This is a genomic window from Amaricoccus sp. (genome assembly GCF_017993425.1).
Lineage (GTDB): Bacteria > Pseudomonadota > Alphaproteobacteria > Rhodobacterales > Rhodobacteraceae > Amaricoccus.
In genome coordinates this window covers 1-24,043 of record NZ_JAGOMQ010000051.1, presented here as the reverse complement: position 1 = coordinate 24,043, position 24,043 = coordinate 1, and the positions used below count along the sequence as shown (strand labels likewise).

24 protein-coding genes are annotated in these 24,043 nt (G+C 74.0%); 19 read left to right on the top strand and 5 right to left on the bottom strand.

Translation table 11 applies throughout. The features are described 5' to 3' along the window. From KBB57_RS17790 to KBB57_RS17780, 3 genes are all read right to left on the bottom strand, one after another. The coding region (locus KBB57_RS17790; RefSeq protein ID WP_290753124.1) for a hypothetical protein at window positions 1–328 on the bottom strand (328 nt) is incomplete at its 3' end. A 1,006-nt stretch (window positions 329–1,334) separates the two neighbouring features. Beyond that, window positions 1,335–2,174, bottom strand: coding sequence for a DUF58 domain-containing protein (locus tag KBB57_RS17785; RefSeq protein WP_290753121.1), 840 nt, complete (start codon window positions 2,172–2,174; stop codon window positions 1,335–1,337). Next, window positions 2,158–3,135, bottom strand: a complete 978-nt coding sequence (locus KBB57_RS17780) for an AAA family ATPase (protein ID WP_290753119.1) — start codon at window positions 3,133–3,135, stop codon at window positions 2,158–2,160. Before KBB57_RS17780 ends, KBB57_RS17785 begins: the two co-directional genes overlap by 17 nt. A gap of 428 nt (window positions 3,136–3,563) precedes the next feature. Here KBB57_RS17780 and KBB57_RS17775 point away from each other — a divergent pair, with 428 nt between their 5' ends. From KBB57_RS17775 to ybgC, 8 genes are all read left to right on the top strand, one after another. Continuing rightward, window positions 3,564–4,100 carry a SprT-like domain-containing protein gene (locus tag KBB57_RS17775; protein ID WP_290753115.1) on the top strand — a complete coding sequence of 179 codons (537 nt, stop codon included), beginning with the start codon at window positions 3,564–3,566 and terminating at the stop codon, window positions 4,098–4,100. A 389-nt stretch (window positions 4,101–4,489) separates the two neighbouring features. Beyond that, window positions 4,490–5,638: a Gfo/Idh/MocA family oxidoreductase gene (locus KBB57_RS17770; RefSeq protein WP_290753113.1), complete on the top strand. Its 1,149-nt coding sequence runs from the start codon at window positions 4,490–4,492 to the stop codon at window positions 5,636–5,638. Window positions 5,639–5,640: 2 nt separating this feature from the next. After that, entirely contained in the window at window positions 5,641–6,804 is a 1,164-nt protein-coding gene (locus tag KBB57_RS17765) for a dihydrodipicolinate synthase family protein (protein WP_290753110.1), read from the top strand. After that, window positions 6,804–7,634, top strand: coding sequence for a sugar phosphate isomerase/epimerase (locus KBB57_RS17760; protein WP_290753108.1), 831 nt, complete (start codon window positions 6,804–6,806; stop codon window positions 7,632–7,634). The genes KBB57_RS17765 and KBB57_RS17760 overlap by 1 nt, the downstream gene beginning before the upstream one ends. 15 nt (window positions 7,635–7,649) lie before the next feature. Then, window positions 7,650–8,897, top strand: a complete 1,248-nt coding sequence (locus KBB57_RS17755; RefSeq protein WP_290753107.1) for a Gfo/Idh/MocA family oxidoreductase — start codon at window positions 7,650–7,652, stop codon at window positions 8,895–8,897. A gap of 413 nt (window positions 8,898–9,310) precedes the next feature. After that, window positions 9,311–9,586, top strand: a complete 276-nt coding sequence (locus tag KBB57_RS17750) for a hypothetical protein (protein WP_290753105.1) — start codon at window positions 9,311–9,313, stop codon at window positions 9,584–9,586. Between the two features lie 5 nt (window positions 9,587–9,591). Continuing rightward, window positions 9,592–9,876, top strand: a complete 285-nt coding sequence (locus KBB57_RS17745; protein ID WP_290753103.1) for a hypothetical protein — start codon at window positions 9,592–9,594, stop codon at window positions 9,874–9,876. A gap of 89 nt (window positions 9,877–9,965) precedes the next feature. Further along, a complete protein-coding gene (gene ybgC / locus KBB57_RS17740) occupies window positions 9,966–10,382 on the top strand; it encodes a tol-pal system-associated acyl-CoA thioesterase (RefSeq protein WP_290753100.1) in 417 nt (138 codons plus the stop codon). A gap of 68 nt (window positions 10,383–10,450) precedes the next feature. Here the strand turns inward: ybgC and KBB57_RS17735 are convergent, their stop codons facing one another. Both KBB57_RS17735 and KBB57_RS17730 read right to left on the bottom strand, forming a co-directional pair. Then, on the bottom strand, window positions 10,451–10,804 hold the full coding sequence (locus KBB57_RS17735) for a hypothetical protein (protein WP_290753097.1): 354 nt from the start codon (window positions 10,802–10,804) through the stop codon (window positions 10,451–10,453). A gap of 29 nt (window positions 10,805–10,833) precedes the next feature. Continuing rightward, window positions 10,834–11,289, bottom strand: coding sequence for a transglutaminase family protein (locus tag KBB57_RS17730; RefSeq protein WP_290753094.1), 456 nt, complete (start codon window positions 11,287–11,289; stop codon window positions 10,834–10,836). 336 nt (window positions 11,290–11,625) lie between these two features. Here KBB57_RS17730 and tolQ point away from each other — a divergent pair, with 336 nt between their 5' ends. The 11 genes from tolQ to KBB57_RS17675 all read left to right on the top strand — a co-directional run bounded on the left by tolQ (window position 11,626) and on the right by KBB57_RS17675 (window position 23,661). Then, window positions 11,626–12,306 (top strand): protein TolQ, encoded by a 681-nt coding sequence (tolQ, locus tag KBB57_RS17725; RefSeq protein WP_290753092.1) that lies wholly within the window; start codon window positions 11,626–11,628, stop codon window positions 12,304–12,306. 13 nt (window positions 12,307–12,319) lie between these two features. After that, complete coding sequence (gene tolR, locus KBB57_RS17720; RefSeq protein WP_290753126.1) at window positions 12,320–12,790, top strand: protein TolR; 471 nt, start codon at window positions 12,320–12,322, stop codon at window positions 12,788–12,790. Window positions 12,791–12,799: 9 nt separating this feature from the next. Continuing rightward, window positions 12,800–14,020, top strand: coding sequence for a hypothetical protein (locus KBB57_RS17715; protein ID WP_290753089.1), 1,221 nt, complete (start codon window positions 12,800–12,802; stop codon window positions 14,018–14,020). Beyond that, on the top strand, window positions 14,014–15,345 hold the full coding sequence (gene tolB, locus KBB57_RS17710; protein WP_290753087.1) for a Tol-Pal system beta propeller repeat protein TolB: 1,332 nt from the start codon (window positions 14,014–14,016) through the stop codon (window positions 15,343–15,345). The genes KBB57_RS17715 and tolB overlap by 7 nt, the downstream gene beginning before the upstream one ends. 16 nt (window positions 15,346–15,361) lie before the next feature. Continuing rightward, window positions 15,362–15,892: an OmpA family protein gene (locus KBB57_RS17705; protein WP_290753085.1), complete on the top strand. Its 531-nt coding sequence runs from the start codon at window positions 15,362–15,364 to the stop codon at window positions 15,890–15,892. A gap of 240 nt (window positions 15,893–16,132) precedes the next feature. Further along, a complete protein-coding gene (ybgF, locus tag KBB57_RS17700) occupies window positions 16,133–16,900 on the top strand; it encodes a tol-pal system protein YbgF (protein WP_290753083.1) in 768 nt (255 codons plus the stop codon). Window positions 16,901–16,925: 25 nt separating this feature from the next. Beyond that, window positions 16,926–18,191, top strand: a complete 1,266-nt coding sequence (tilS, locus tag KBB57_RS17695) for a tRNA lysidine(34) synthetase TilS (RefSeq protein ID WP_290753080.1) — start codon at window positions 16,926–16,928, stop codon at window positions 18,189–18,191. A 77-nt stretch (window positions 18,192–18,268) separates the two neighbouring features. Further along, a complete protein-coding gene (ftsH, locus tag KBB57_RS17690) occupies window positions 18,269–20,185 on the top strand; it encodes an ATP-dependent zinc metalloprotease FtsH (protein WP_290753077.1) in 1,917 nt (638 codons plus the stop codon). A 243-nt stretch (window positions 20,186–20,428) separates the two neighbouring features. Further along, on the top strand, window positions 20,429–20,941 hold the full coding sequence (locus KBB57_RS17685) for a gluconokinase (RefSeq protein WP_290753075.1): 513 nt from the start codon (window positions 20,429–20,431) through the stop codon (window positions 20,939–20,941). A 143-nt stretch (window positions 20,942–21,084) separates the two neighbouring features. Next, the gene (locus tag KBB57_RS17680) at window positions 21,085–22,083 is read left to right on the top strand and encodes a Gfo/Idh/MocA family oxidoreductase (RefSeq protein ID WP_290753073.1); all 999 of its coding nucleotides are present in this window, start codon (window positions 21,085–21,087) and stop codon (window positions 22,081–22,083) included. A gap of 3 nt (window positions 22,084–22,086) precedes the next feature. Next, window positions 22,087–23,661, top strand: coding sequence for an acyl CoA:acetate/3-ketoacid CoA transferase (locus tag KBB57_RS17675; protein ID WP_290753070.1), 1,575 nt, complete (start codon window positions 22,087–22,089; stop codon window positions 23,659–23,661). The last annotated feature ends 382 nt before the right edge of the window (window positions 23,662–24,043 follow it).

Below are 24,043 nucleotides of genomic sequence, written 5' to 3'. Positions count from 1 at the left end.
GAAGGGCGTCGAGCGTGGCGGGGTTGGGCGGGGTGCGGGCGTAGAGGCGGGCGCGGAGGTCGTCGGGGAGCGGCGTGCCGGTCTCGGCGAGCAGGCGGAGCTGGCCGAGGAGGCGGTCCTCGGGGGGCAGGGCGGCGAGGCGGTCGAGGCGGCGGCGCAGGCTCTCGCGCCGCGGCCGGGGGCGGAGGAGGGGCGCGAGGAGGAAGGCGAGGAGCGCGGCGACGAGCAGGCCGAGGCCGAAGGCGGCGAGGAGGTCCTGCCAGTGGGTGGCGACCACGGCCGCGGGCAGGCGCGGCGGGTGCAGGCCGGCGATCACCTCGGGGTTCATGGCGCGGACGGGCCTGGGCCGGGGAGCGCGGGGCCGCGGGCCGGCCGCGGCCGGCGCCGGAGGGGCGCGATTGCGGGGGGCGGGGCGGGCGTGTTCACGCGTGAAAATTGGCTAAGTGATTGATTTCTCGTGAGGGGGCTTGCGGGCGGGGTCGCCATGCTCACACTGCACGACGGTGTAGCCGAAGCCCGGCCGAAACCAGGTCGCAAGGGTGACGCCAGACGGATTTGACCCGTGGCAAATCCGTCCGCGATCGCCCCTCGGGGGGTGAGCGCGATTCCGCGCTCGCCGGGGCGCTCACGGACGGATTGCGCGCTCCCGGAGAAATCGGCGCCCCTGACGGCCTCCGCGCCAACGCGCTCCAGCCGTCGGCGCGGCGAAAGCCGTGCTTTCGCTTGTCGCGCCGGGCCTCGCGGGCAAGCCCGCTTCGGTCGATCGGCGCGCGCGCCCAGTGGATCCGGCAGAGGAGACAGGTGTCGTGTAGTGTGCGCCATGCTGGACGACGGAGGCGCAAAGGATCGACCCGCGGCGAGGTCTCGCCTTGCGACGGCGCCCGCAGGTTGACATGCGCATGTCAACCTGCTCGACGCGGAGCGGCCGGGGCAGGGAGGGCGCAAGCCCGAAGGGAGTCGAACGGCGCCGTGACATGCGGCGCTGATGACCATACAATGATTTTCACTGGTTATATTCAAAATATTTGCAAATATATTTCGAATTATATTTGCGCGCAAACAGACATGGTCGAGATGCCGCCCGTTCGCATCTGCCCGGGCTCGTCCGGCAGCATCGCGGGGGATTGGCCATGAGGGCGCCCGGGCCTGGTGTCGGGTAGCGTGCGCCACACCATGCTGCATGGCACGAGGCCGCGCGCCCTCACGCAACCGCCGGGCGCCGTCGGCAGGCGGGACGTCGCCGCTCGGACGGCTTCCTGTGCCTGTCGTGCGGCGGGCATGGTCGCGAGCGGCGGCGGCGACGCGGCAGGGCGCCGGCGGGGTTTCGCGGGGGCTCATGAGGCTTGCGCCGTGGGGAGGCGTTCGGCGGTGAGGCCGGGGAGGCGGAGGGCGGCGAGGCGGGCGGCGCGGGCGTCGGGCAGGGCGCCGAAGCGGGCGCGGGCGACGCGGCCGTCCTCGGCGAGGTAGGGGAGCGCGGCGGCGGGGGGCGCGGTCTCGAAGGCGTCCTCGACGAGGAGGAGGCGCAGCGGCCCGCGGCGGGCGAGGCCGGCGAGCGCGGCGTCGAGGCCGGGGCCGGGATGGTCGAGGCCGGTGGCGAGGACGATGCCGGCCCCGCGCGGCGCGAAGCGGGCGGCGCGGACGAGGTCGGGGGCGAGCGCGCGGACCGGGGCGCGGGTCTCCAGCGCGAGGGCGTGGGCGCGGGCGAGGAGGCCGGCGACGCGGGCCATGCCGGCGTCGCGGGGGCGGGGACGCTCGGCGAGGAGGCCGGCGTCGGTCAGCGCCACGGCCCCGGCGGCGCCGGCGCCGAGGACGGCCTGCCAGCCGGCGAGCGCCAGCGCCTCGGCGGCGGCGACGGAGCGCAGGCGGCCCCGCGTGCCCCAGAGCATCGGCCGGCGGAAGTCGGCGACGAGGAGCACGGTGCGCTCGCGGTCCTCGTGGAAGGAGCGGACCTGCGGCGCGCCGGAGCGGGCGGTGGCGGCGGCGTCGAGGTGGCGGGGGTCGTCGCCGTCGGCGAAGGGGCGGATCTCGCGGATCTCGTGGCCCTGGCCGCGCTTGCGGGTGGGCGCGACGCCCGGGCGCTCGGCGAGCGCGCCGGACGGGCGCAGCGCCCGGCGGCCGAGCGCCATCAGGGCCTCGGCGCTGACGCTCGTGGCGGGGTCACCAGGGCCGGACATGGGCGAGCGCCCGGGCGACGATGTCGCGCGCGGTCACGCCGTCGGAGGCGGCGCGCCAGCTCGGGACGAGCCGGTGGGCGAGCGCGTCGGCGGCGAGGTCCTCGACGTCCTCGGGCAGCGCGTGGTCGCGGCCGCGCAGCGCGGCGCGCGCCCGGGCGGCGGCGGCGAGCGCGAGGGTGCCGCGGGGGGAGACGGCGTGCTCGATCAGGCCGTCGAGGGGGGTGCCCGCGGTCTCGCGGGTGGCGACGACGAGGCGGACGATGAAGTCCTTGAGGGGCGGCGCGAGGTGGATGCGGTCGGCGGCTCGTTGCGCGGCGTGGATCGCGGCGGCGCCGAGGCGGGGGCCGGCGGCGGCGGCGGGCTCGCGGCCCTCGGCCTCGACGAGGTCGAGGATGGCGCGCTCGGCCCCGGCGTCGGGAAGCGCGAGGGCGACGTGGAGGAGGAAGCGGTCGAGCTGGGCCTCGGGCAGCGGGAAGGTGCCCTCGTGCTCGATCGAGTTCTGGGTGGCGACGACCATGAACGGGTCGGGCAGCGGGCGGGTGACGCCGCCGGCGGTGACCTGGCGCTCGGCCATCGCCTCGAGGAGGGCGGACTGCACCTTGGGGGGCGCGCGGTTGATCTCGTCGACGAGGACGAGGCCGTGGAAGATCGGGCCGGGGACGAAGTCGAAGCGGCCGTCGCCGGGGCGGAAGACCTGGGTGCCGGTCATGTCGGAGGGCATCAGGTCGGGGGTGCACTGGATGCGGGCGAAGCTGGTGTCGAGGCCGGCGGCGAGCGCCTTGACCGCGCGGGTCTTGGCGAGGCCGGGCGGGCCCTCGATCAGCAGGTGGCCGCCGGCGAGGACGCCGATCGCCAGCCGCTCGACGAGGCGCGCATGGCCGACGAGGCGGGCGGAGATGGCCTCGGTCAGGCGCGAGACTGGGGTCAGGGGATCGGCGATCCCCGGCTCCTGAAGGGTCACGCCGTCCTCCCCGATCGACTTGACGGGGCGAGATTGGCACGGGCGCGGGGGGCGGCGCCAGACCGCGGCCGTCAGACTTTAGGTTGACGGCTTGAGGCCGTCGCGGAGCTGGGCGAGAAGGGGCGCGCCGGAGGATGGAGCGCCGGACGTGGGTTTCTCGGACGAGGCGTTTCGGACGACGCCTGTCGGACCCCGCGGGCCAGGCCGGGGCGCGTCGGGCCGGGGCGCGTCGGGCCGGGGCGCGTCGGGCCGGGGCGCGTCGGGCCGGGGCGCGTCGGGTCGGGGTGCGTCGGACGGGGTGCGTCGGACGGGGCGTCGGACGGGGCGCGTCGGGCCGGTCGTCGGACGGGGGCGCTCGCACGGGCGCCCGGGCGGGGAGCGGCGGGCTGGGGCGGGCCGGACGGGGGAGCGGAGCGGGGATGCACCGGTTGCGGCATGATCGCGCGCATTACGAGGCGCGGCTGGAGCATGTGCGGAAGCTGGCGCGGGCGGAGCTGGAGCGGTTCCGCGCGCTCTATCCGGCGGAGCTCGCGGGCTGGGCCTTCGCCTGGAACCGCAACCGGACGCGGTTCGGGGTCTGCCGCTACGACGTGCGGCGGATCGAGCTCTCGGGGCCGCTGGCGATGGTCGAGCCGGACGACGCGCGCATCCTGAACACGGTCCGCCACGAGATCGCCCATGCGCTGGCCGGGCATGCGGCGGGGCACGGGGAGCGCTGGCGGGCCTGGGCGCGGCGCTGCGGCTGCACGCGGATCGGGGCCTGCGGGTCGGCGTCGGCGGGGGCGGAGAAGCTGCCGCATCGCTGGGAGCTGGTGGTCGACCGCGGCGACGGCAGCGTGGAGGTGGTGCGCACCTACCACGCCCGGCCGAAGCGCGACTTCGTCGACTCGCTGCCGCAGCGCCACCTGCGCGGCCGGCCGGAGACGCGGGGGAAGCTGCGGCTCCGGTGGTGGAGCGCCGGCTGATTCCGCGGGGGTGGCGGGTCGCGGAGGCTCGCCGGGCGGTTGCGTCCGGGGCGGCGTGCTTCCGGGAAGATCATCGCCCCTGACGGCCCGGGCGCCGGCACGCGCCGGCCGTCGGCGGGGGGCATCGCCGGCCCGGGCGTTTCGGTCGATCGCGCGCGCGTTGGCGCGGGACGAGGCATCGCGGAATGTCCCACAGTGGGACATGGGTCAAGTATCTGAAATAAATCAGGAATGAAAAGTTGGTAATTTTATTGCGTGAGGGGCGGCGGCGCGCGGGCGAGAGGGCGGGGTCGGCGCAGTCCGGGGCGAAGTAGCTGGTTGTTGACAAGCCCGGCTCGGGGCGTCAGTTGTAACCAAACGGTTACACAAGGCCGAGTCGGGGAGGACGGATGCAGCGCATCGGCGTGATCATGCATGGCGTGACCGGGCGGATGGGATACAACCAGCACCTGGTGCGCTCGATCCTCGCGATCCGCGACCAGGGCGGCGTAGCGCTCGCCGACCGGAGCCGGGTTCAGGTCGACCCGATCATCGTGGGCCGGAACGCCGACAAGATGGAGGCGCTGGCGAAGAAGCACGGGATCGCGCGCTGGGGGACGGATCTCGACGCGGCGCTGGCGAATCCGGACGATGCGATCTTCTTCGACGCCGGCATCACGCTGATGCGGGCGGAGCTGCTGTCGAAGGCGCTCGACGCCGGCAAGCACGTCTATTGCGAGAAGCCGATCTCGGACGACCTCGGCGTGGCGGTGGCGCTGGCGCGGAAGGCGCGGGGCTCGGGGCTGAAGCACGGGGTGGTGCAGGACAAGCTGTTCCTGCCGGGGCTGCAGAAGCTGAAGCTCCTGCGCGATTCCGGGTTCTTCGGGCGGATGCTCTCGGTGCGCTGCGAGTTCGGCTACTGGGTGTTCGAGGGCGACTGGGGCGTCGCGCCGCAGCGGCCGTCGTGGAACTACCGCAAGGCGGACGGCGGCGGGATCATCCTCGATATGCTCTGCCACTGGCGGTATGTCATCGACGGGCTGTTCGGCGAGGTGAAGGCGGTGAGCTGCCTCGGCGCGACGCATATCCCCGAGCGGGTCGACGAGGCGGGCAAGGCGTACCGCGCCGACGCGGACGACGCGGCCTATGCGACCTTCGAGCTGGCGAACGGGGTGGTGGCGCAGTTCAACTCGTCGTGGACGGTGCGGGTGCGGCGCGACGACCTGGTGACGTTCCAGGTGGACGGCACCCACGGCTCGGCGGTGGCGGGGCTGACGAAGTGCTGGAGCCAGGCGCGGGTGAACACGCCGAAGCCGGTCTGGAACCCCGACCAGCCGCAGGGGATGAACTTCTACGACCAGTGGGAGGAGGTGCCGGACACCGCCGCCTACGACAACGGCTTCAAGGCGCAGTGGGAGATGTTCCTGCGCCACGTGGTCGAGGATGGCCCGTGGCCCTACGGGCTGGAGGCCGGGGCGAAGGGGGTGCAGCTCGCGGAGCTGGGGCTGCGGAGTTGGGCCGAGCGGCGCTGGCTCGACGTGCCGGCGCTGGAGTACTGAGCATGGCGGTGGTGAACCTGCCCAACGGGCCGCGGATCGAGGCCTACGAGACGACGGGCGCGCCGGTGCCGCCGGCGCGGCGGCGGGCGACGGAGTTTCCGCGCATCGCCTACGGCGCGGCGCATGTCGTCGCCGATCCGCTCGCCGACAACGATCCCTGGCTGACGCCGGCGATCGACTGGGACCGCACGCTCGCCTTCCGGCGCCGGCTGTGGGACCTCGGGCTCGGGGTCGCCGAGGCGATGGACACGGCGCAGCGCGGCATGGGGCTCGGCTGGCCGGAGGCGCAGGAGCTGATCCGGCGGGCGCTCGCCGAGGCGCGCGGCCGCGACGACGCGCTGATCGCCTGCGGGGCGGGGACGGACCACCTGGCCCCGGCGCCGGAGGTGACGATCGACGACGTGCTCGCCGCCTACGAGGCGCAGGTCGGGATGGTCGAGGCCGCGGGCGGGCGGATCATCCTGATGGCGAGCCGGGCGCTCGCCGCGGCGGCGAAATCGCCGGACGACTACCTGCGGGTCTATGACCGGATACTCTCCCAGGTTCGGGAGCCGGTGATCATCCACTGGCTCGGCGAGATGTTCGACCCGGCGCTGGCGGGCTACTGGGGCCATGCCGACCACCTGAAGGCGATGGACGTCTGCCTCGCCGCGATCGAGGCGAACGCGGGCAAGGTGGACGGGATCAAGGTGTCGCTGCTGTCGAAGGAGAAGGAGATCGCCATGCGCCGCCGGCTGCCGGCCGGGGTGCGCATGTACACGGGCGACGACTTCAACTACGCCGAGCTGATCGCCGGCGACGAGGCGGGGCATTCCGACGCGCTCCTCGGCATCTTCGACGCCATCGCGCCGGTCGCCTCGGCGGCGCTGGCGGCTTTGGGGCGGGGGAGCGAGAACGAGTTCTTCGACCTGCTCGCGCCGACGGTGCCGCTGTCGCGGCACATCTTCAAGGCGCCGACGCGGTTCTACAAGACCGGGGTGGTGTTCCTCGCCTACCTGAACGGGCTGCAGGACCATTTCGTCATGGTCGGCGGGCAGGAGAGCGCGCGCTCGGCGCAGCATCTGGCGGAGCTGTTCCGGCTCGCCGACAAGGCGCGGGTGCTGGCCGATCCGGAGGACGCGGCGGCGCGGATGAAGCGGGTGCTCGCCGTCCACGGGGTGGCCTGATGGCCGGCGATCTCGACGGGCTCTCGATCAACCTCGCCACGGTGCGCCGGCAATGGGGCTTCGCCGAGGCGGTGGAGGGCTGCCTGCGGCAGGGGATCACCACGATCTCGCCGTGGCGCGACCAGGTCGCCGCGGCCGGCCTCGCCGAGGCGGCGCGGATCGTGCGGGCGAACGGGCTCAGGCTGTCGGGGCTGTGCCGGGGCGGGTTCTTCCCGGCGCCGGACGCGGCCGGCCGGGCGGCGGCGCTCGACGACAACCGCCGGGCGGTGGACGAGGCGGCGGAGCTCGGGGCGGATTGCCTCGTCATGGTCTGCGGCGGGTTGCCCGCCGGGTCGAAGGACCTGCCGGAGGCGCGGCGGATGGTGGCGGACGGGCTCGCGGCGCTGATGCCGCATGCGCGCGCCGCGGGGGCGCCGATCGCCATCGAGCCGCTGCATCCGATGTATGCGGCCGACCGCTCCTGCGTCAGCTCGCTCGCCCAGGCGCTCGACATCGCCGAGGCGGTGGGGGGCGAGGGGATCGGGGCGGCGATCGACGTCTATCACGTCTGGTGGGAGCCGGGGCTTGCGGAGCAGATCGCGCGGGCGGGGCGGATGGGGGCGATCCTCGCGCATCACGTCTGCGACTGGCTGGTGCCGACGCGCGATCTCCTCAACGACCGCGGCATGATGGGCGACGGGGTGATCGACCTGCCGGCCTTCCGGGCGATGATCGAGGCCGCCGGGTTCCACGGGCCGCAGGAGGTGGAGATCTTCTCCGAGGACTGGTGGAGCCGGCCCGGGGACGACGTGATCGCGACCTGCGCGGAGCGTTTCAGGACAGTCTGCTGAAGGAGCCTGCCAGCGATGAGCAAGCGGCGCTACCTGCTGGTCGGGACCGGCAATCGTGGCACCACGATGTGGGGGAAGGAGCTGCTCGACGGCTGGTCGGAGCATGTCGAGCTGGTCGGGATCGTCGATACGAACCCGATGCGCGCGGAGCGGGCGCGGGCGATGATCGGCTCCGGGGCGCCGGTGCTGGCCGATCTCGGGGAGGCGCTGGCCGGGCTGCGGCCGGACCTCGCCATCGTCTGCACCCCGGACGACACCCATGACGCGATCGTCGAGCGGGCGCTGGAGGCCGGCGCGGACGTGATCTCCGAGAAGCCGATGGCGACGACGCCGGAGCGGGTCGGGCGCATCCTCGCGGCGGAGCGGCGGACCGGGCGGCGGGTGGACGTGTCGTTCAACTATCGCTTCGCGCCGACGGCGGCGCGGATCAAGGAGCTGCTTCTCGCCGGCGAGATCGGCGAGGTGCTGTCGGTGGATTTCCACTGGCACCTCGATACGCGGCATGGGGCGGACTACTTCCGGCGCTGGCATGCCTACCGGGCGCGGTCGGGGAGCCTCTTCGTCCACAAGGCGACGCATCATTTCGATTTGCTGAACTGGTATCTGGGGTCGGACCCCGAGGCGGTCTCGGCCTTCGCGGCGCTGAAGGTCTATGGGGCGAACGGGCCGTTCCGGGGGGTGCGGTGCCGGGGCTGCGCCCATGCCGGAGCGTGCGACTTCTTCCTCGACCTCGGGGCGGATCCGTTCCTCGACGCGCTCTACGAGGACCCGAAGACTGTCGACGGGTATCTGCGCGACGCCTGCGTCTATCGCGAGGACATCGACATCCCCGACACCATGGTCGCGGCGATCCGCTATGCGAACGGCGTGCATGTCTCCTATTCGCTCAACACCTCGCAGCCGGTCGAGGGGCACCACATCGCCTTCAACGGGACGCAGGGGCGGATCGAGCTGCGGCAGTACGAGAAGCAGCCGTGGGAGGTTCCCGAGGGGGACGAGATCCTGCTGGCGCGGAGCTTCCCGAAGGGGCGGCCGGCGGTGGAGCGGATCCATGTGCCGCATTATCCGGGCGGGCATTACGGCGGCGACGACCGGCTGCGGAACATGCTGTTCGTGCCGGGCGCGGCGGATCCGCTGGGGCAGCGGGCCGGGGCGCGGGCGGGGGCGATGTCGGTGCTGTGCGGAGTGGCGGCGCTCGCCAGCGCCGACCAGGGCCGGGCGGTGCGGATCGGGGAGTACGCGGCGGCGGCCGGGATCGGGTGACGGCGGGTCGGGGTGATCGGACGGCCGCCGGCCTGGCGGGTCGGCGGCGGCGCCCGGGTCCGGCGACGTCTCCAGCCCGGGCGGCCGCTCCGCCCGCCCTCCCGCGCCGCGGTTGCGCCTGGGCCGCGGGACATCCGCAAGAGGGCGCGTCATGGCGGGCGCGAGGCGCCTGCCGTCACGCCGAAGGCAGGCCTTCGGCGTGACGGGCGAGGCAGGCGCCGCCGATGCCGGCGCATCGGCGAGGCTGGGAGATCCCGTGCGCCCGGCCTCGGGGCCAGGGATCAGCCAGGGATGCGTCGGGCGGTCGGCGGGGGGCCGCCGGCGGCGTGATCGGGCTTGGCGGGAGGGGGGGATCGCTCTAGCCTTGTGGGGCGACGGCCCGCGAGAAGGCCGCCGCAAGAGGAGATTGAGAGATGCGCGTCCTAGCCATGGCGATCGCCACGCTGCCGATCGCGATCGCGGCCTGCACCCCGACCCCGGAGCCGCCGCCCCCGACGATGACCCCCGCCGAGGAGGCCTGCTCGGCGCTGGCGCTGCAGAGCCTCGGCCTGACCGACGCCGACGCGATCGTCGCGCCGGTCTCTTCGACCAAGACCGGCGCGACGATCTACAACGTCCAGGTCGGCGACGCGAACTTCACCTGCGCGGTCGAGATCGACAACACGGTCTCGGCCTTCGGCCCGGCGTGAACGGCATGGGCGGCGGCGCGGCGCGCGGCGCCGCCCTCCTGCTGCTCGCGGCCTGCGCGGGACCCGAGCCCGCCTCCGAGCCGGCGCCGCCGAGCGTCGCCGGGGCGGAGGCCTGCCAGGCGGCGGTGGCGGCGCATGTCGGCAAGCCGGAGGACGCGGTGGCGGTCGACTGGGTGGAGACGCGCGCGGGCGGGGTGGAGGTCTTCGCGGCGGTCGACGGGACGCGGCGGCACACCTGCGACGTGGACGCTGCGGGACGGGTGCTCAGGATCGACCACCCGGCGGAGTGAGCGTCACAACTTGTGACGTATGCCAGGTATCTGGAAGATAACGGATCCTCGGATGGCGCCCGAGTTATCCACGGGGCGCGCGACGCGGGATGCACGAGTTCCGGCTCAGGGTCTACTACGAGGACGTCGATCTCGCCGGGATCGTCTACTACGCCAACTACCTGCGCTTCATCGAGCGGGGGCGGACCGAGGCGCTCATCGCCGCCGGCGTCGACCAGGCGCGGCTGAAGGCGGAGACGGGGATCGTCTTCGCGGTGCGGCGGGTGGAGGTCGACTACCTCCACCCGGCGCGGTTCCAGGACGAGCTGACGGTGACCACGGCGCTCGCCGGGATGGGCGGCGCGCGGGTGGAGCTCATGCAGGAGGTTCGGCGCGACGGCGCGGCGCTGGTGCGGGCGCGCGTCGTCATCGTCGCCCTCGACGCCGCGGGCCGCCCGGCGCGGATGCCCGGGGAGATGCGGGCGGCGATGGCGGGGTTGGGGCGGCGAGCGGCGGAAGGCGGCTGAGACGATGTTCCGGCCCGTGTCCTTGTTCCGGCCCATGTCCTTCGGGCCGATGCCGGCAGGGCGGTCGGTCAGCCGCGCGACGCGCCCCACACGGCGCGCATCTCGTCTTCGCTGATCTGGTCGCTCGCCATGACGAGCCGGATCATCGGATCGGCGAGCATCTCCTCGAGGAGACGTTCGGACAGCGTCATTCTGATGTCGCGATCCTCCGCCAGCGCCCGATCAAGCTCGGAGAGCGGAATCGTCAGCGTCCGGGCGAGCCCCGGCGCGGCGACGGTCCGATGCAGATGGATCAGCACCGACGCGCGCCATGCTTCCGGGTCGACGCCTGCGGGCGACCCGAGTTCCGCCTCCACGGGATACGCGCCCGCGGGGAGCACCTCGTCGAGGCCTGCCAGTCGGAAAGGATGCCCGAACGTCACCGTCGTCGCGGTCCTGAACCTGGATCTCGTCATATCGGATCCGTCCGGACCTCGAAGCCGACGAGAAGGGCGGGACCAAAGGGGTAGGTGAGCGCCATGTCCGCCGCGTTCCGGCTGCGGGTGCGACCGGTGCGCCGCGCGTTGTTTCGCGGGTCGGACGTGTGCCAGGCGCCGCCGAGGCAGACTTCGATCCATGCGGCGAGGTCGCCGGTCGCCTGCGGCTTCGGCTGCCCGATCTCGCTGACGTAGCCCGTGCAGGAGCGCGCCGGGATGTTCATGCATCGGCAGAAGGCGACGGCCGCACGGGTGAAGCCGCGGCGGACGCCGATGCGCTCCTCGTCGGCGGCGGTGCGGGTGGCGCGCGCATGCTCGTAGCCGAACGCGGTGTGACCGAGATCGCCAAAGCGCGAGAAATGGACGTTGAGGAGCCCAATCATTGGGGCGCGCTGCGGCAGTTCGTAGGCAAGGCGGGGGCTAAGCCTCATGCGATTGTTCCCGTGCGCTCGATGGCGACGACCGCCGCGCGACGATTGCCGGATGTTCCGCCGGGTGGCGGAAATCCCGCGGGCTGCGCCTCGCCTTGATGTGGGGTCGCCGCGCCTGTTTGGCAATCGCCCGAGGGTCGCGGCGGCGCGCTTCGGGAACCTCCCGGGGCGTCCTCTCGCGGCGGCGATGCGTTTCCCCGCTCACCCTCCCGCGAGAAGCAAAGACGCCGCACTGGACAGGGGCGGCCCTTTTCGGGCAAGAAGCCGGCCAACCGGGCCCGGGAATGGGTCACGCCGGTCGAACGGGGCCGACCTTTCGGGCGAAAGAGCAGGCGGATGGAACAGACCCTCGACTTCTCGTTGCTGGCGCTCTTCCTGCGCGCGAGCTTCCTCGTGAAGATCGTGATGATCATGCTGATCGCCGCGTCGTTCTGGTCGTGGTCGATCATCGTGCAGAAGCTCCTCGACCTGCGCCGCGCGCGCGCCGAGGCGGCGGCGTTCGACGCGGCGTTCTGGTCGGGCGAGCCGCTCGAGGAGGTCTACGACCGCATCGGCCCGGATCCGGCCGGGGCCTCGGAGCGCATCTTCGCCGCCGGGATGACCGAGTGGCGGCGGAGCCACCGCAAGGACGGCGGGCTGATCGCCGGGGCGCAGGCGCGCATCGACCGGGCCATGAACGTCGCCATCGCCCGCGAGGCGGAGGGCCTGAACAAGGGGCTGACCTTCCTCGCCACCGTGGGCTCGACCGCGCCGTTCATCGGGCTCTTCGGCACGGTCTGGGGCATCAAGCGCGCCTTCGAGGAGATCGCGCTGCAGCAGTCGACGAACCTCGCCGTCGTCGCGCCCGGCATCGCCGAGGCGCTGCTCGCCACGGCGCTCGGGCTCCTCGCCGCCGTGCCGGCGGTCATCTTCTACAACAAGCTCACCCAGGACAGCGAGGCGGTGGTCGGCGGCTACGAGGGCTTCGCCGACGAGTTCTCGATGATCCTGTCGCGCCAGCTCGACAAGGCGGCCTGACATGGGCGCGTCAATGGGCGCGTCGGGCCAGTCCGCCGGGGGCGGACGGTCGCGACGCCGCCGCCACGGCGGGCGGCGGCCGATGGCGGAGATCAACGTCACGCCCTTCGTCGACGTGATGCTGGTGCTGCTGATCATCTTCATGGTGGCCGCGCCGCTCCTGACCGTGGGCGTGCCGATCGAGCTGCCGAAGACGGCGGCCGCGCCGCTGCCGAGCGAGCAGGAGGAGCCGCTGACCGTGGCGCTGACCGCGGACGGGCAGATCATCGTGCAGAACGCCGAGATCCCGCGCGAGGAGTTCATCCCGCGGCTCCGGGCCGTCGCCGCCGAGCGGGCGAGCCCGCGGGTGTTCCTGCGCGCCGACGGGGCGGTGCCCTACGAGGGCGTGATGCAGGTGATGGGCGCGCTGAACGCCTCCGGCTTCACCAATATCGGCCTCGTCACCGAGCAGGGCGGCCCGCGGTTCGACGCCGCGGACCGGTAGGCCGCCGCGATGCGGACCGGCGCGGTCATCTCGGGGCTCGGCCACGGCGCGATCATCGCGCTCGTCATCTTCGGGCTGCCGTGGTTCAGCGCCGACGAGGCGGAGCCGGTGCGGGTGAGCGAGGTGAGCTTCGTCTCCGAGGCGGATTTCGAGGCGGCGCAGTCGGCGGCGCGGGCGACGCCCGACCCGGACGCGCCGGCCGAGGCGCCCGCGCCGGTGGCGGAGGCGCCCGAGACGCTGCCGGAGCCGGAGCTGCCCGAGGCGGCGCCCGCCCCCGAGCCGATCCCGGCGCCGCCGCCCGCGCCGGCCGAGGTCGCGACGCTGGAGCCGCAGTTCAACCCCGACGCGCCGCTGACGCTGGCGCCCGAGGGGATGAGCGTCGTGCCGCCGGCGCCTTCCGCCATCGTGGCGCCGCCGCGGGCGCGGCCCGTCGAGCGGATCGAGGCGACGCCGTCGCCGGCCCCGCCGGAGAACGCGCGGCCGGCCGAGGTGGCGACGCTGGAGCCCTCGCCCGCGCCGACGCCGGAGCCGGTCGAGCCCGAGCCCGTCGCCGCGCCGCCGGAGGCCGCGCCGCCGCCGGCGGCCGAGGCGCCTGTCCCGACGCCGGCGCCGCCGACGCCCTCGGGGCAGGTCGCCTCGTCCGAGCCGCCGCGGGCGCGGCCGGCTGCGGTGCGGACCCCGCAGCGGGTGGCGGCCGCCGAGCCGGCGCGGCCGGCGCCCGAGCGGCCGGCGCGGCAGGAGGAACCGGAGGCGGAGCCCGAGGTGGCGACGCCGGCGACCCCGCCCACGCCGCCGACGGTGACGCCGCCGACGCGGACGCAGGACGCGGTGAACGCCGCCGTGGCGGCGGCGGTGGCCGAGCGCGCGGCGCAGGCCGAGGGGCAGGCGGCGGCGACCTCGCTGCCCGCGGGGCCGCCGATCACCAATTCCGAGCGCGAGGGGCTGAAGCTCGCGGTGCAGCGGTGCTGGAACGTGCCGGCGGGCCTGCGCGACGCGCAGGAGCTGAAGGTGACGCTGGCGGCGGAGCTCAACGCCGACGGGTCGGTGATCGGCTCCTCGATCCGGCTGATCGAGCCGGCGAGCCCGCCGGACGGGCGTTTCCAGCAGGCCTACGAGGCCGGGCGGCGGGCGCTGATCCGCTGCGCGCCCTATACGCTGCCGCGCGAGAAATACGCGCAGTGGCGCAACATCGAAGTCGTGTTCAATCCCGAAGGAATGGTGTCATGGTGAGGCCCACCCGTCGCGGCGTGCTTCTCGGGGCTTCGGCGGCGGCCTTGCTCGCCCGGCCCTTCGCTGCCGTCGCCCAGTCGCCGCTGAGGATCGAGATCACCGAGGGCGTGATCGAGCCGATGCCGATCGCGGTCCCGCCCTTCGTGCCGGACGCCGGCGCCGCGGCCGAGACGGCGGGGCGGATCACCCAGGTGGTGATCGACGACCTCGTCGGCACCGGGCTCTTCCGCGAGGTGCCGCGGCAGGCGCATATCGGCACGATCTCGAACTTCGACGCGCCGGTGCAGTTCGCCGACTGGAAGGCGATCAACGCGCAGGCGCTGGTCACCGGCGCCGTCGGGGTGAACGGCGGGCAGGCGGTGGTGCGGTTCCGCCTCTGGGACGTCTTCGCGCAGGCGCCGCTCGGCGAGGGTCTGCGCTTCGACGGGCCCGTGGCGAGCTGGCGACGGCTGGCGCACAAGGTGGCGGACGCGATCTATGCGCGGCTGACCGGCGAGGGCGGCTATTTCGACAGCCGGGTGGCCTACGTCGCCGAGAGCGGGCCGAAGGCGCAGCGGCGCACGCAGATCGCGGCGATGGACTATGACGGGGCGAACGCCGCGATGCTGACCGACGGGTCGGCGCTGGTGTTCGGGCCGTCGATGGCGCGGAGCGCGCAGCGGATCCTGTTCACCGGCTACGAGAGCCGGAAGCCGGGGGTGTATCTGATCGGCGCGGGGGGCGGCGGGCGGCGGCGGATCGCCTCGACGGAGGAGATCAGCCTCGCGGGCAGCTTCTCGCCGAACGAAAGCCAGGCGCTGATCTCGGTGAGCCAGGGCGGCGCGTCGAACATCTATCTCGCCGATCTCGGCTCGGGCTCGGCGCGGCAGCTGACGCGGACCTCGGCGATCGACACGAGCCCGTCGTTCTCGCCGGACGGGAGCCAGATCGTCTACGAGAGCGACCAGGGCGGCACGCAGCAGGTCTACGTGATGGGCGCGGGCGGCGGCGAGGGGCGGCGGATCAGCTTCGGCGAGGGGCGCTACGCGACGCCGGCCTGGTCGCCGCGGGGCGACCTGATCGCGTTCACCAAGATGACCGGCGGGCGCTTCCATATCGGGGTGATGCGGCCCGATGGTTCGGGGGAGAAGCTGCTGACGGCGAGCTACCTCGACCAGGGGCCGACCTGGGCGCCGAACGGACGGGTGCTGATGTTCTATCGCGAGACGCCCGGCGACAGCGGCGGGCCGTCGATCTACACCGTCGACGTGACGGGGCGGAATCTGCGACAGGTGCCGACGGGCGGCTTCGCCGCGGCGCCGTCGTGGTCGGGCCTCTTGGCGTGAGTTGGAGGAGACGGGGATGAGGGGAACGGGGATCCTGACGGCCGGCGTGCTGGCGCTGGCGCTCGCCGCCTGCGCCCGGCAGCCGATCGACACCGGCCAGGGCTACAGCGGCGCCGGGGCGGGCGCCGGCGCCGGCGCCGGCGGGATCGGGTCGGGGACGATCGGCACCGGCGGGCTCGGCGGCGGCGGGGTCCTGCCGGGGACGAGCATCGGCGACACGGTGTGGTTCACGGTCGATCAGACCACGCTCAGCGCGCAGGCGATGGGGATCCTCGACCAGCAGATCGGCTGGCTGCTGGCGAACCCCGGCGCGATCGAGATCGAGGGCCATGCCGACGAGCGCGGCACCGACCAGTACAACATCCAGCTCGGGGCGCGGCGCGCCGCGGCGGTGCGCGACTACATGGTGAGCCGGGGCGTGCCGGACGGGCGGATCTCGACCAACACCTTCGGCCGGGCGCGGCCGATCGCCACCTGCGCGGACGAGAGCTGCTGGTCGCAGAACCGCCGCGCGGTGACGGTGGTCGCCGGGGGCGCGGGGGTCTGACGGGCGGGGCCGGTCCGGGGGCAGCGTCGGCGTAACACGCGTGATAGGGCAGTTATGATGTTGAAAACGCTGCATGAAATTGACGCGCGTCGCGAGGGGGCGGGGCAGGGGCCGGCCCCGCGGCGCGGGCGTGTCGCCGAGGTCCGGGGGGCGGCGCGGGCGCTCGTCGCCGCTGTGGGACTGGCGCTTGCCGTCGTCGCGGGGGCGGGCGGGCCGGCCGTCGCGCAGCAGGCGCCCGCGGTGAGCGCGGGGCCGTCGCTCGGGCAGGTGCGGGCCGATCTCGACGTGCTGAACCGGCAGATCGCCGAGTTGCGCTCGGCGCTGGTCGCCGCCGGGCCGGGCAAGGGGCTGCCGACGGCCTCGGCGACGGCGCTGACCCGGCTCGACCAGCTCGAGGCGGAGCTGCGGCGGCTGACCAACCGCGTCGAGGTGCTGACCAACGACGTGAGCCGGATCGTGACGGACGCGACCAACCGGGCCGGCGACATCGAGTTCCGGCTGACCGAGCTCGAGGGCGGCGACGTGAGCGCGCTCGGCAAGCCCGAGCCGCTGGGCGGCGGCGTGACGCCGCCCGAGCCGGCCCCGCCGCCGCCGGCGGCCGCGCCGGCGGGCGGGGGCGAGCTGGCGGTTTCCGAGCAGGGCGATTTTGACGCGGCCGTCGCGGCGGCGCAGGCGGGCGACAACGCCAGGGCGGCGGCGCTCTTCGAGGCCTTCGTCGCCGCCTATCCCGGCGGGCCGCTGACCTCGGAGGCGCAGTTCCGCCGCGGCGAGGCGCTGGCGGCGACCGGCGACCAGCGCGGCGCGGCGCGGGCCTTCCTCGACGCCTTCAGCGGCGCGCCGGAGGGGCCGACGGCGTCGAAGGCGCTGTTGCGGCTCGCCGGCGCGCTCGGCGCGCTCGGCCAGACCAACGAGGCGTGCCTGACGCTCGGCGAGGTGACGGCGCGCTACCCCGGCAGCGAGGCCGCCGGCCAGGTGCCGGCGCAGAAGCAGGTCCTCGCCTGCCCGTGACGCGCGGGGCAGGGGGCGGAGCGCCATGCCGGCCCCCGTGCTGACGCCGCCGGAGGCGCTGGCTGGCCCCGTGGCGCGGGCCATGGCGGCGGCCCCTGCGGGGGCGGTGGGGGTCGCCGTGTCGGGCGGCGGGGATTCGGTGGCGCTGCTGCTGCTGCTCCGGCATTGGGCGGCGGGGGCGGGGCGGCGGGTCGAGGTCGCGACGGTGGATCACGGGTTGCGGCCGGAGGCGGCGGAGGAGGCCGCTTCGGTGGGGCGGCTGTGCGCGGGCCTCGGGATTTCTCATGCGACGCTGCCGTGGCGGGGCTGGGAAGGACGCGGCAATTTGCAGGAGGCGGCGCGGGAGGCGCGACGGCGGCTGCTCGGCGGCTGGGCGCGGGAGCGGGGGCTGGCCGCCGTGGCGCTGGGGCACACGCTCGACGATCAGGCGGAGACGTTCCTGCTGCGGCTGGCGCGGGGGTCCGGCGTGGACGGGCTGGCGGCGATGGCGGTCGCCGCGCAGGCCGGGGGGGTGACGTGGCTGCGGCCGATGCTGGGGCTGCGGCGGGCGGCGTTGCGGGACTGGCTGGCGGAAGCCGGGGTGGACTGGGCGGAGGATCCGTCGAACGACGACCCCGCCTTTGACCGGGTGCGGGCGCGGGCGGCGCTGGGACCGCTGGCGGGGCTGGGCCTCGGGCCGGAGCGGCTGGCGGCGACGGCGGCGCGGATGGCGCGGGCGCGCGCGGCGCTGGAGGCGGCGACGGACGCGCTGGCCGCCGCGGCCGCGGCGCCGGGGGCGGCGGGGGACCTCGTGCTCGACCCGGCGCGGCTGGCCGCGGCGCCGGAGGAGCTGCGGCTGCGGATCGTCGCGGCGGCGCTGGTCTGGGTCGCCGGCGCGCGGGTGCGGCCGCGGCTGGCGACGACCGAGGCGGCCGCCGCCGCGGTGCTGGGGCAGGGGCTCAACCACGGGATGACCGCGCATGGCTGCGTGCTGCGGCCCTGGCGGGGGGCCGTGGCGGTGCGGCGCGAGCCCGCCCGCGTCGGGCCGCCGGTCCTGCCCGGGGCGGTCTGGGACGGGCGCTGGGAGGTGCGGGGCGCGGCCGCGGACACGGTCGTCGGCGCGCTCGGGACGGCGGGGCTGGCGGCCCGGCCGGGGTGGCGCGAGACGGGGCTCGCCCGCGAGGCGCTGCTGACGACGCCGGGGATCTGGCGCGGCGACCGGCTCGTCGCGGCGCCGGTTCTGGAGCCCGGCGGGGCCGCGACGGCGCGGCGGGTGGCGGCGCTGCCGGGGCCCTGGGCGGATTCGCGTTGAATCGGGGGCGTCAGGGCTTATGTTAGGCGGCAAGGGCGGCGCGCCTCTCGGCGCGCCCGGGCCCATTGGAGGACCGCGTGGGCAACACCAAGAACATCGCCTTCTGGATCATCCTCTTCCTGCTGATGGTCGCGCTGTTCAATGTCTTCTCGAACGGAAGCCGGACCAACATGGGCCGGGAGATCAGCTATTCCGACTTCCTGAACCGGGTCGAGGGCGGTCAGGTCTCGGCGGTGCGGCTGGACGGGGAGCGCATCTACATCACCGGCTCGGACGGGGCGAGCTTCCAGACGATCCAGCCGCGCTCGACCGACGTGCTGCCGGCGCTTCGGGAGCATAACGTCGAGATCCAGGCGGCGCCGCAGGAGCAGTCGGGCTTCCTGTCGGCGCTCGGGCTGTGGCTGCCGTTCCTGCTGCTGATCGGCGTCTGGATCTTCTTCATGAACCGGATGCAGGGGGGCGGACGCGGCGGGGCGATGGGCTTCGGCAAGTCCAAGGCGAAGCTGCTGACGGAGAAATCCGGCAAGGTGACGTTCAACGACGTCGCCGGCATCGACGAGGCCAAGGAGGAGCTCGAGGAGATCGTCGAGTTCCTGCGCGACCCGCAGAAGTTCTCGCGGCTGGGCGGCAAGATCCCGAAGGGCGCGCTGCTGGTCGGGCCGCCGGGGACCGGCAAGACGCTGCTCGCCCGCGCGATCGCCGGCGAGGCGGGGGTGCCGTTCTTCACGATCAGCGGCTCCGATTTCGTCGAGATGTTCGTGGGCGTCGGCGCGAGCCGGGTGCGCGACATGTTCGAGCAGGCGAAGAAGAACGCGCCCTGCATCGTGTTCATCGACGAGATCGACGCGGTGGGGCGGCATCGCGGGGCCGGGTATGGCGGCGGCAACGACGAGCGGGAGCAGACGCTGAACCAGCTCCTCGTCGAGATGGATGGGTTCGAGGCGAACGAGGGGGTGATCCTGATCGCCGCGACCAACCGGCCGGACGTGCTCGATCCGGCGCTCCTGCGCCCGGGGCGGTTCGACCGGCAGGTGCAGGTGACCAACCCCGACATCAAGGGGCGGGAGAAGATCCTCGGCGTCCATGCGCGGCGGGTGCCGCTGGCGGCGGACGTCGATCTGCGGGTGATCGCGCGGGGCACGCCGGGATTCTCCGGCGCGGATCTCGCCAACCTCGTCAACGAGGCGGCGCTGATGGCGGCGCGGACGGGCAAGCGCTTCGTCACCATGGCGGACTTCGAGAGCTCGAAGGACAAGGTGATGATGGGCGCGGAGCGGCGCTCGATGGTCATGTCCGACGAGGAGCGCAAGCTGACCGCCTATCACGAGGCCGGCCACGCGATCGTCGGCATCAACTCGCCGCAGCACGACCCGATCCACAAGGCGACGATCATCCCGCGGGGCCGGGCGCTCGGGCTGGTGATGAGCCTGCCGGAGCGCGACCAGCTGAGCGTGACCAAGACCAAGTACAAGTCGATGATCGCCATGGCGATGGGCGGCAAGGTGGCCGAGGAGCTGACCTTCGGGCCGGACCAGGTGACGAGCGGCGCGGCGAGCGACATCCAGCAGGTGAGCCGGATCGCGCGGGCGATGGTGACGAAGTTCGGCATGAGCGAGAAGCTCGGCAACATCGACTATGCGGGCGAGCAGTTCACCTATCTCGGGCCGCAGGGCGGGGGCGTGAACGCGGGGCCGGACACGCACGAGCTGATCGACGCCGAGGTGCGGGCGCTGGTCGACGAGGGCTACGCGACGGCGAAGCGCATCCTGACGGAGAAGCGCGGCGACCTGGAGCGGCTGGCGAACGGGCTGCTGGAATACGAGACGCTGACCGGCAAGGAGATCGGCCGCGTGATCGCCGGGCAGCCGCTGAACCGCGGCAGCGACGACGACGAGAAGACCGACGGCGGGCCGTCGGGCGTCGCGGCGATCCCGAAGACCGGCAAGCCGCGCCCGGCGCGCGAGGACGGCATGGAGCCCGAGCCGATCGCCTGACGGCGGCTCGGTGTATTGCGTAAGGGCGGTCCCCCGGGGCCGCCCTTCGTCGTTTCGGGGGCCCGGGTTTCGGCGCGGCGCCGGGTTTACCGGAGCCGCGGGGTGGGGCAGTGTCGTGCGAGCCGTCGGCGACGCGACGCCGGCGCGGGGACGAGGAGGCGCCATGGGACCGGTCGAGCCCGCCTGCGGAACGGCGTTCCTGCCCGGGGCGGCGCGCCTCGCGCCGGCACGGGGGCGACTGGCATGAGCGATGGTCCGCAGCATGTGGTGGTGATGGGGGTCTCCGGGAGCGGCAAGACCACGGTCGGGGCGCTGCTGGCGGAGGCGCTGGGGTGGCGTTTCATCGAGGGGGACGCGTTCCATCCCGAGGCCAACGTCGCGAAGATGTCGGCGGGGTTGCCGCTCGATGACGCGGACCGGCGGCCGTGGCTCGAGGCGCTTGCGGCGCAGATCGCCCGCGACGATGCGGCGGGGCGGTCGTCGGTGGTCGGGTGCTCGTCGCTGAAGCGGGCCTATCGCGACATCCTGCGCGGCGGGGCGGAGCGGGTGCGTTTCCTGCATGTGCATGGCGGCCGCGAGCTCCTGCTGGCGCGGGTGTCGAGCCGGCCGGGGCATTTCTTTCCGCCGTCGCTCCTCGACTCGCAGCTCGCCACGCTGGAGCCGCTCGGGCCGGACGAGGACGGCGTCGTCGTCGACATCGCGCTCGACGTGCCGGCGCAGGTGCGCGCCGCCCGGGAGGCGCTCGGGCTCGGCTGAGCCGGAGGCTTCCGCGCCGCCTTCGGGGCGCGCGCCCCACAGGGAAAACCGTCAGCCCGAAGATGGGTATTGACGCATTTGTCACGTTCCACTATACGATTCTCGTTATTGGAACGTGACAAATGCGTTCGGGGAGGGCGGGAATGAACTGGGGCCTCGTCGGGGCGAGCACGATCGCCTCCGAGTACGTCATCGGCGCGATCCGGGGTCAGGGCGACGGGATCGCCACGGTGCTGAGCGGCGATCCGGCGCGCGGCGCGGCCTATGCGGAGCGGCACGGCATTCCGGCGAGCGCCGCGGATCTGGCGGGGCTGCTGGCGACGCCGGGGGTCGACGCGGTCTACATCTCCACCACCAACGAGAAGCACCATGCGCAGGCGCTGGCGGCGATCGCCGCGGGCAAGCACGTGCTCTGCGAGAAGCCGCTCGCCATGACCGCGGGCGAGGCCGCGGAGATGGCGCGGGCGGCGCAGGCGAAGGGGGTGGTGTTCGCGACGAACCACCACCTGCGCAACGCCGGCGCGCATCTGGCGATCCGCGACCTGATCGCCTCGGGGCGGATCGGGCGGGTGCTGAGCGTGCGGGTGTTCCATGCGGTCCACCTGCCGCCGCATCTGCAGGGCTGGCGGATCAAGGACGCCGGCGCGGGCGGCGGGGTGATCCCGGACATCACGGTGCATGACGCGGACACGGTGCGGTTCTACCTGGGCGAGGACCCGGTCGAGGTCGTCGCGATGATGGGCGTCTCCGGCATGGGCGAGGGGGTCGAGGACAGCGTGATGTCGGTCTGGTCGATGCCCTCGGGCGCGATGGTGCAGACGCACGAGAGCTTCACCCGTCCCTTCGCCGGCTCGGGCGTCGAGGTGCATGGCAGCGAGGGCTCGATCTTCGGCCGCGGGATCATGACGCAGAAGCCGGTCGGCGAGGTGGAGCTGGTCACCGCCGCCGGGCGCGAGGCGGTGGCGTTCGAGCGGCACGACCTCTACGGGCGCGGGCTCCGGCTCTTCGCCGAGGCGGCGGCGGGCCGCGGGCGGCCGGCGGCGGACGGGATCGACGGGGTGAAGTCGCTGGCGGTGGCGCTCGCGGTGCGCGAGGCGGCGCGGAGCGGCCGGGCGACGCGCGTGGATTACGAGGGGTTCTGAGGCATGGGCTCGAAGGTTGTCAGCGCCGCCGAGGCCGCCCGGCGCATCGCCGACGGGGCGGTGGTGACGGTGTCGTCGTCCTCGGGGCTCGGCTGTCCCGACAAGGTGCTGGCGGCGATCGGGGCGCGGTTCGAGGCGGAGGGCCATCCGCGGAACCTCACCACGCTGCACCCGATCGCGGCGGGCGACATGTACGGGATCAAGGGGATCGACCACATCGCGAAGGACGGGCTTCTGTCGACCGTGATCGCCGGGTCCTATCCGAGCGGGCCGTCGTCGCTGCCGATGCCGGAGATCTGGCGGATGCTCGTCGAGGAGCGGGTCGCGGCCTACAACGTGCCCTCGGGGATCCTCTTCGACATGCACCGCGACGCCGCGGCGCGGCGGCCGGGGGTGCTGACGCAGGTCGGGCTCGACACCTTCGTGGACCCGGTCCGCGAGGGCTGCGCGATGAACGCCACCGCGGCGGCGCGGCCGATCGTCGCCCGGGTCGAGTTCGCGGGCGAGACCTGGCTGCATTTCCCGAACATCGTGCCGGACGTGGCGATCATCCGGGCGACGACGGCGGACGAGCGGGGGAACCTGACCTACGAGCACGAGGGCGCCTATCTCGGCGGGCTGGAGCAGGCGATCTGCGTGCGGAACCACGGCGGGCTCGTCATCGCGCAGGTGAAGCGGGTGACGGCGGCGGGCTCGCTGCGGCCGCACGACGTGCGGGTGCCGGGGCATCTGGTCGATCTCGTGGTGGTCGACCCGGAGCAGCGGCAGACGACGGAGACGGACTACGACCCGGCGATCTCGGGCGAGATCATGCGGCCGTGGTCGAGCTTCACCCTCGCCGAGCCGGGGGTGGACAAGCTGGTGGCGCGGCGGGCGGCGATGGAGCTGCGCGACGGGATGAGCGCCAATCTCGGCTTCGGGATCTGTTCGATGGTGCCGCGCATCCTCGCGGAGGAGGGCCATCCGCAGGCCGTGACCTGGGCGATCGAGCAGGGCGCCGTCGGGGGCATGCCGCTGACGGGCTTCGCCTTCGGCTGCGCCTCGAACGCCGACGCCTTCATGCCCTCGCCGCAGCAGTTCATCTATTTCCAGGGCGGCGGGTTCGACGTGACCTTCCTGTCGTTCCTGGAGATCGACCTGGAGGGCAACGTCAACGTCTCGAAGCTCGGGAAGAAGCCGTACCTGACGGCGGGCTGCGGCGGGTTCGTCGACATCACCGCGCGGGCGCGGAAGATCGTCTTCGCCGGGCTCTTCGAGGCGGGGGCGGAGCTGGAGCTGTCCGGGACGGCGATCCGCGTCGTGAAGCCGGGGAGGTTCCCGAAGATGGTGGATGCGGTCGAGCACGTGACCTTCTCCGGCCGGCGGGCGCGGGAGCTGGGGCAGGAGGTGCTCTACGTCACCGAGCGCTGCGTGATCCGGCTGACCGGCGAGGGGCTGGTCGCCACCGAGATCATGCCGGGGATCGATCCGCGCCGCGACATCGCCGAGGCGTCGCAGGGGCGGGTGAAGGTCTCGGAGGGGGCGAGGGTGCTGCCGGCGTCGCTGCTCGCGGCCGGGCCGATGGGGATGACGCTGTGAGCGCGGGGCCGGCCTTCGAAGGGAAGGGGCTCGGGACTCACCAGCAGACAGGACCCTCGGGTCTGTCTGCCGGATCCACCGCCGCGCGCCGCCTGTGTGAGCCCGGGCCCCGGAGGGGTCAAGGGCAAGCCGCCGCCAGCGGCGGGGCGCGCAGGCGCGCCCCCTTGACCCCTCCGCGTCCCGGTCTCGTCCAGTCGCCACGCGACGGCGGCTCCGGCAGACAGACCCTCTCCGGGGGGCCTGCGGGACGGGGGGATGGCGGCGGGGGCCGGACCGGGTCGGCGGCGAGCCGTGCCGGGGAGGCCGGGTCGCGGCGGGCGCGGGACGGAGGGGAGCGGCGGGGCCGGCGGGCCGGCGAGCGGCGCGGCCTCGGTGCGCGCTG

Coding starts and splice junctions, on each gene's coding strand:
- KBB57_RS17785 (WP_290753121.1), bottom strand. CDS start 2,174: ATGTCCGGCCCTGGTGACCCCGCCACGAGCGTCAGCGCCGAGGCCCTG.
- KBB57_RS17770 (WP_290753113.1), top strand. CDS start 4,490: ATGCAGCGCATCGGCGTGATCATGCATGGCGTGACCGGGCGGATGGGA.
- KBB57_RS17765 (WP_290753110.1), top strand. CDS start 5,641: ATGGCGGTGGTGAACCTGCCCAACGGGCCGCGGATCGAGGCCTACGAG.
- KBB57_RS17760 (WP_290753108.1), top strand. CDS start 6,804: ATGGCCGGCGATCTCGACGGGCTCTCGATCAACCTCGCCACGGTGCGC.
- KBB57_RS17755 (WP_290753107.1), top strand. CDS start 7,650: ATGAGCAAGCGGCGCTACCTGCTGGTCGGGACCGGCAATCGTGGCACC.
- KBB57_RS17750 (WP_290753105.1), top strand. CDS start 9,311: ATGCGCGTCCTAGCCATGGCGATCGCCACGCTGCCGATCGCGATCGCG.
- KBB57_RS17745 (WP_290753103.1), top strand. CDS start 9,592: ATGGGCGGCGGCGCGGCGCGCGGCGCCGCCCTCCTGCTGCTCGCGGCC.
- ybgC (WP_290753100.1), top strand. CDS start 9,966: ATGCACGAGTTCCGGCTCAGGGTCTACTACGAGGACGTCGATCTCGCC.
- KBB57_RS17730 (WP_290753094.1), bottom strand. CDS start 11,289: ATGAGGCTTAGCCCCCGCCTTGCCTACGAACTGCCGCAGCGCGCCCCA.
- tolQ (WP_290753092.1), top strand. CDS start 11,626: ATGGAACAGACCCTCGACTTCTCGTTGCTGGCGCTCTTCCTGCGCGCG.
- tolR (WP_290753126.1), top strand. CDS start 12,320: ATGGGCGCGTCGGGCCAGTCCGCCGGGGGCGGACGGTCGCGACGCCGC.
- KBB57_RS17715 (WP_290753089.1), top strand. CDS start 12,800: ATGCGGACCGGCGCGGTCATCTCGGGGCTCGGCCACGGCGCGATCATC.
- tolB (WP_290753087.1), top strand. CDS start 14,014: ATGGTGAGGCCCACCCGTCGCGGCGTGCTTCTCGGGGCTTCGGCGGCG.
- KBB57_RS17705 (WP_290753085.1), top strand. CDS start 15,362: ATGAGGGGAACGGGGATCCTGACGGCCGGCGTGCTGGCGCTGGCGCTC.
- tilS (WP_290753080.1), top strand. CDS start 16,926: ATGCCGGCCCCCGTGCTGACGCCGCCGGAGGCGCTGGCTGGCCCCGTG.
- KBB57_RS17685 (WP_290753075.1), top strand. CDS start 20,429: ATGAGCGATGGTCCGCAGCATGTGGTGGTGATGGGGGTCTCCGGGAGC.
- KBB57_RS17680 (WP_290753073.1), top strand. CDS start 21,085: ATGAACTGGGGCCTCGTCGGGGCGAGCACGATCGCCTCCGAGTACGTC.
- KBB57_RS17675 (WP_290753070.1), top strand. CDS start 22,087: ATGGGCTCGAAGGTTGTCAGCGCCGCCGAGGCCGCCCGGCGCATCGCC.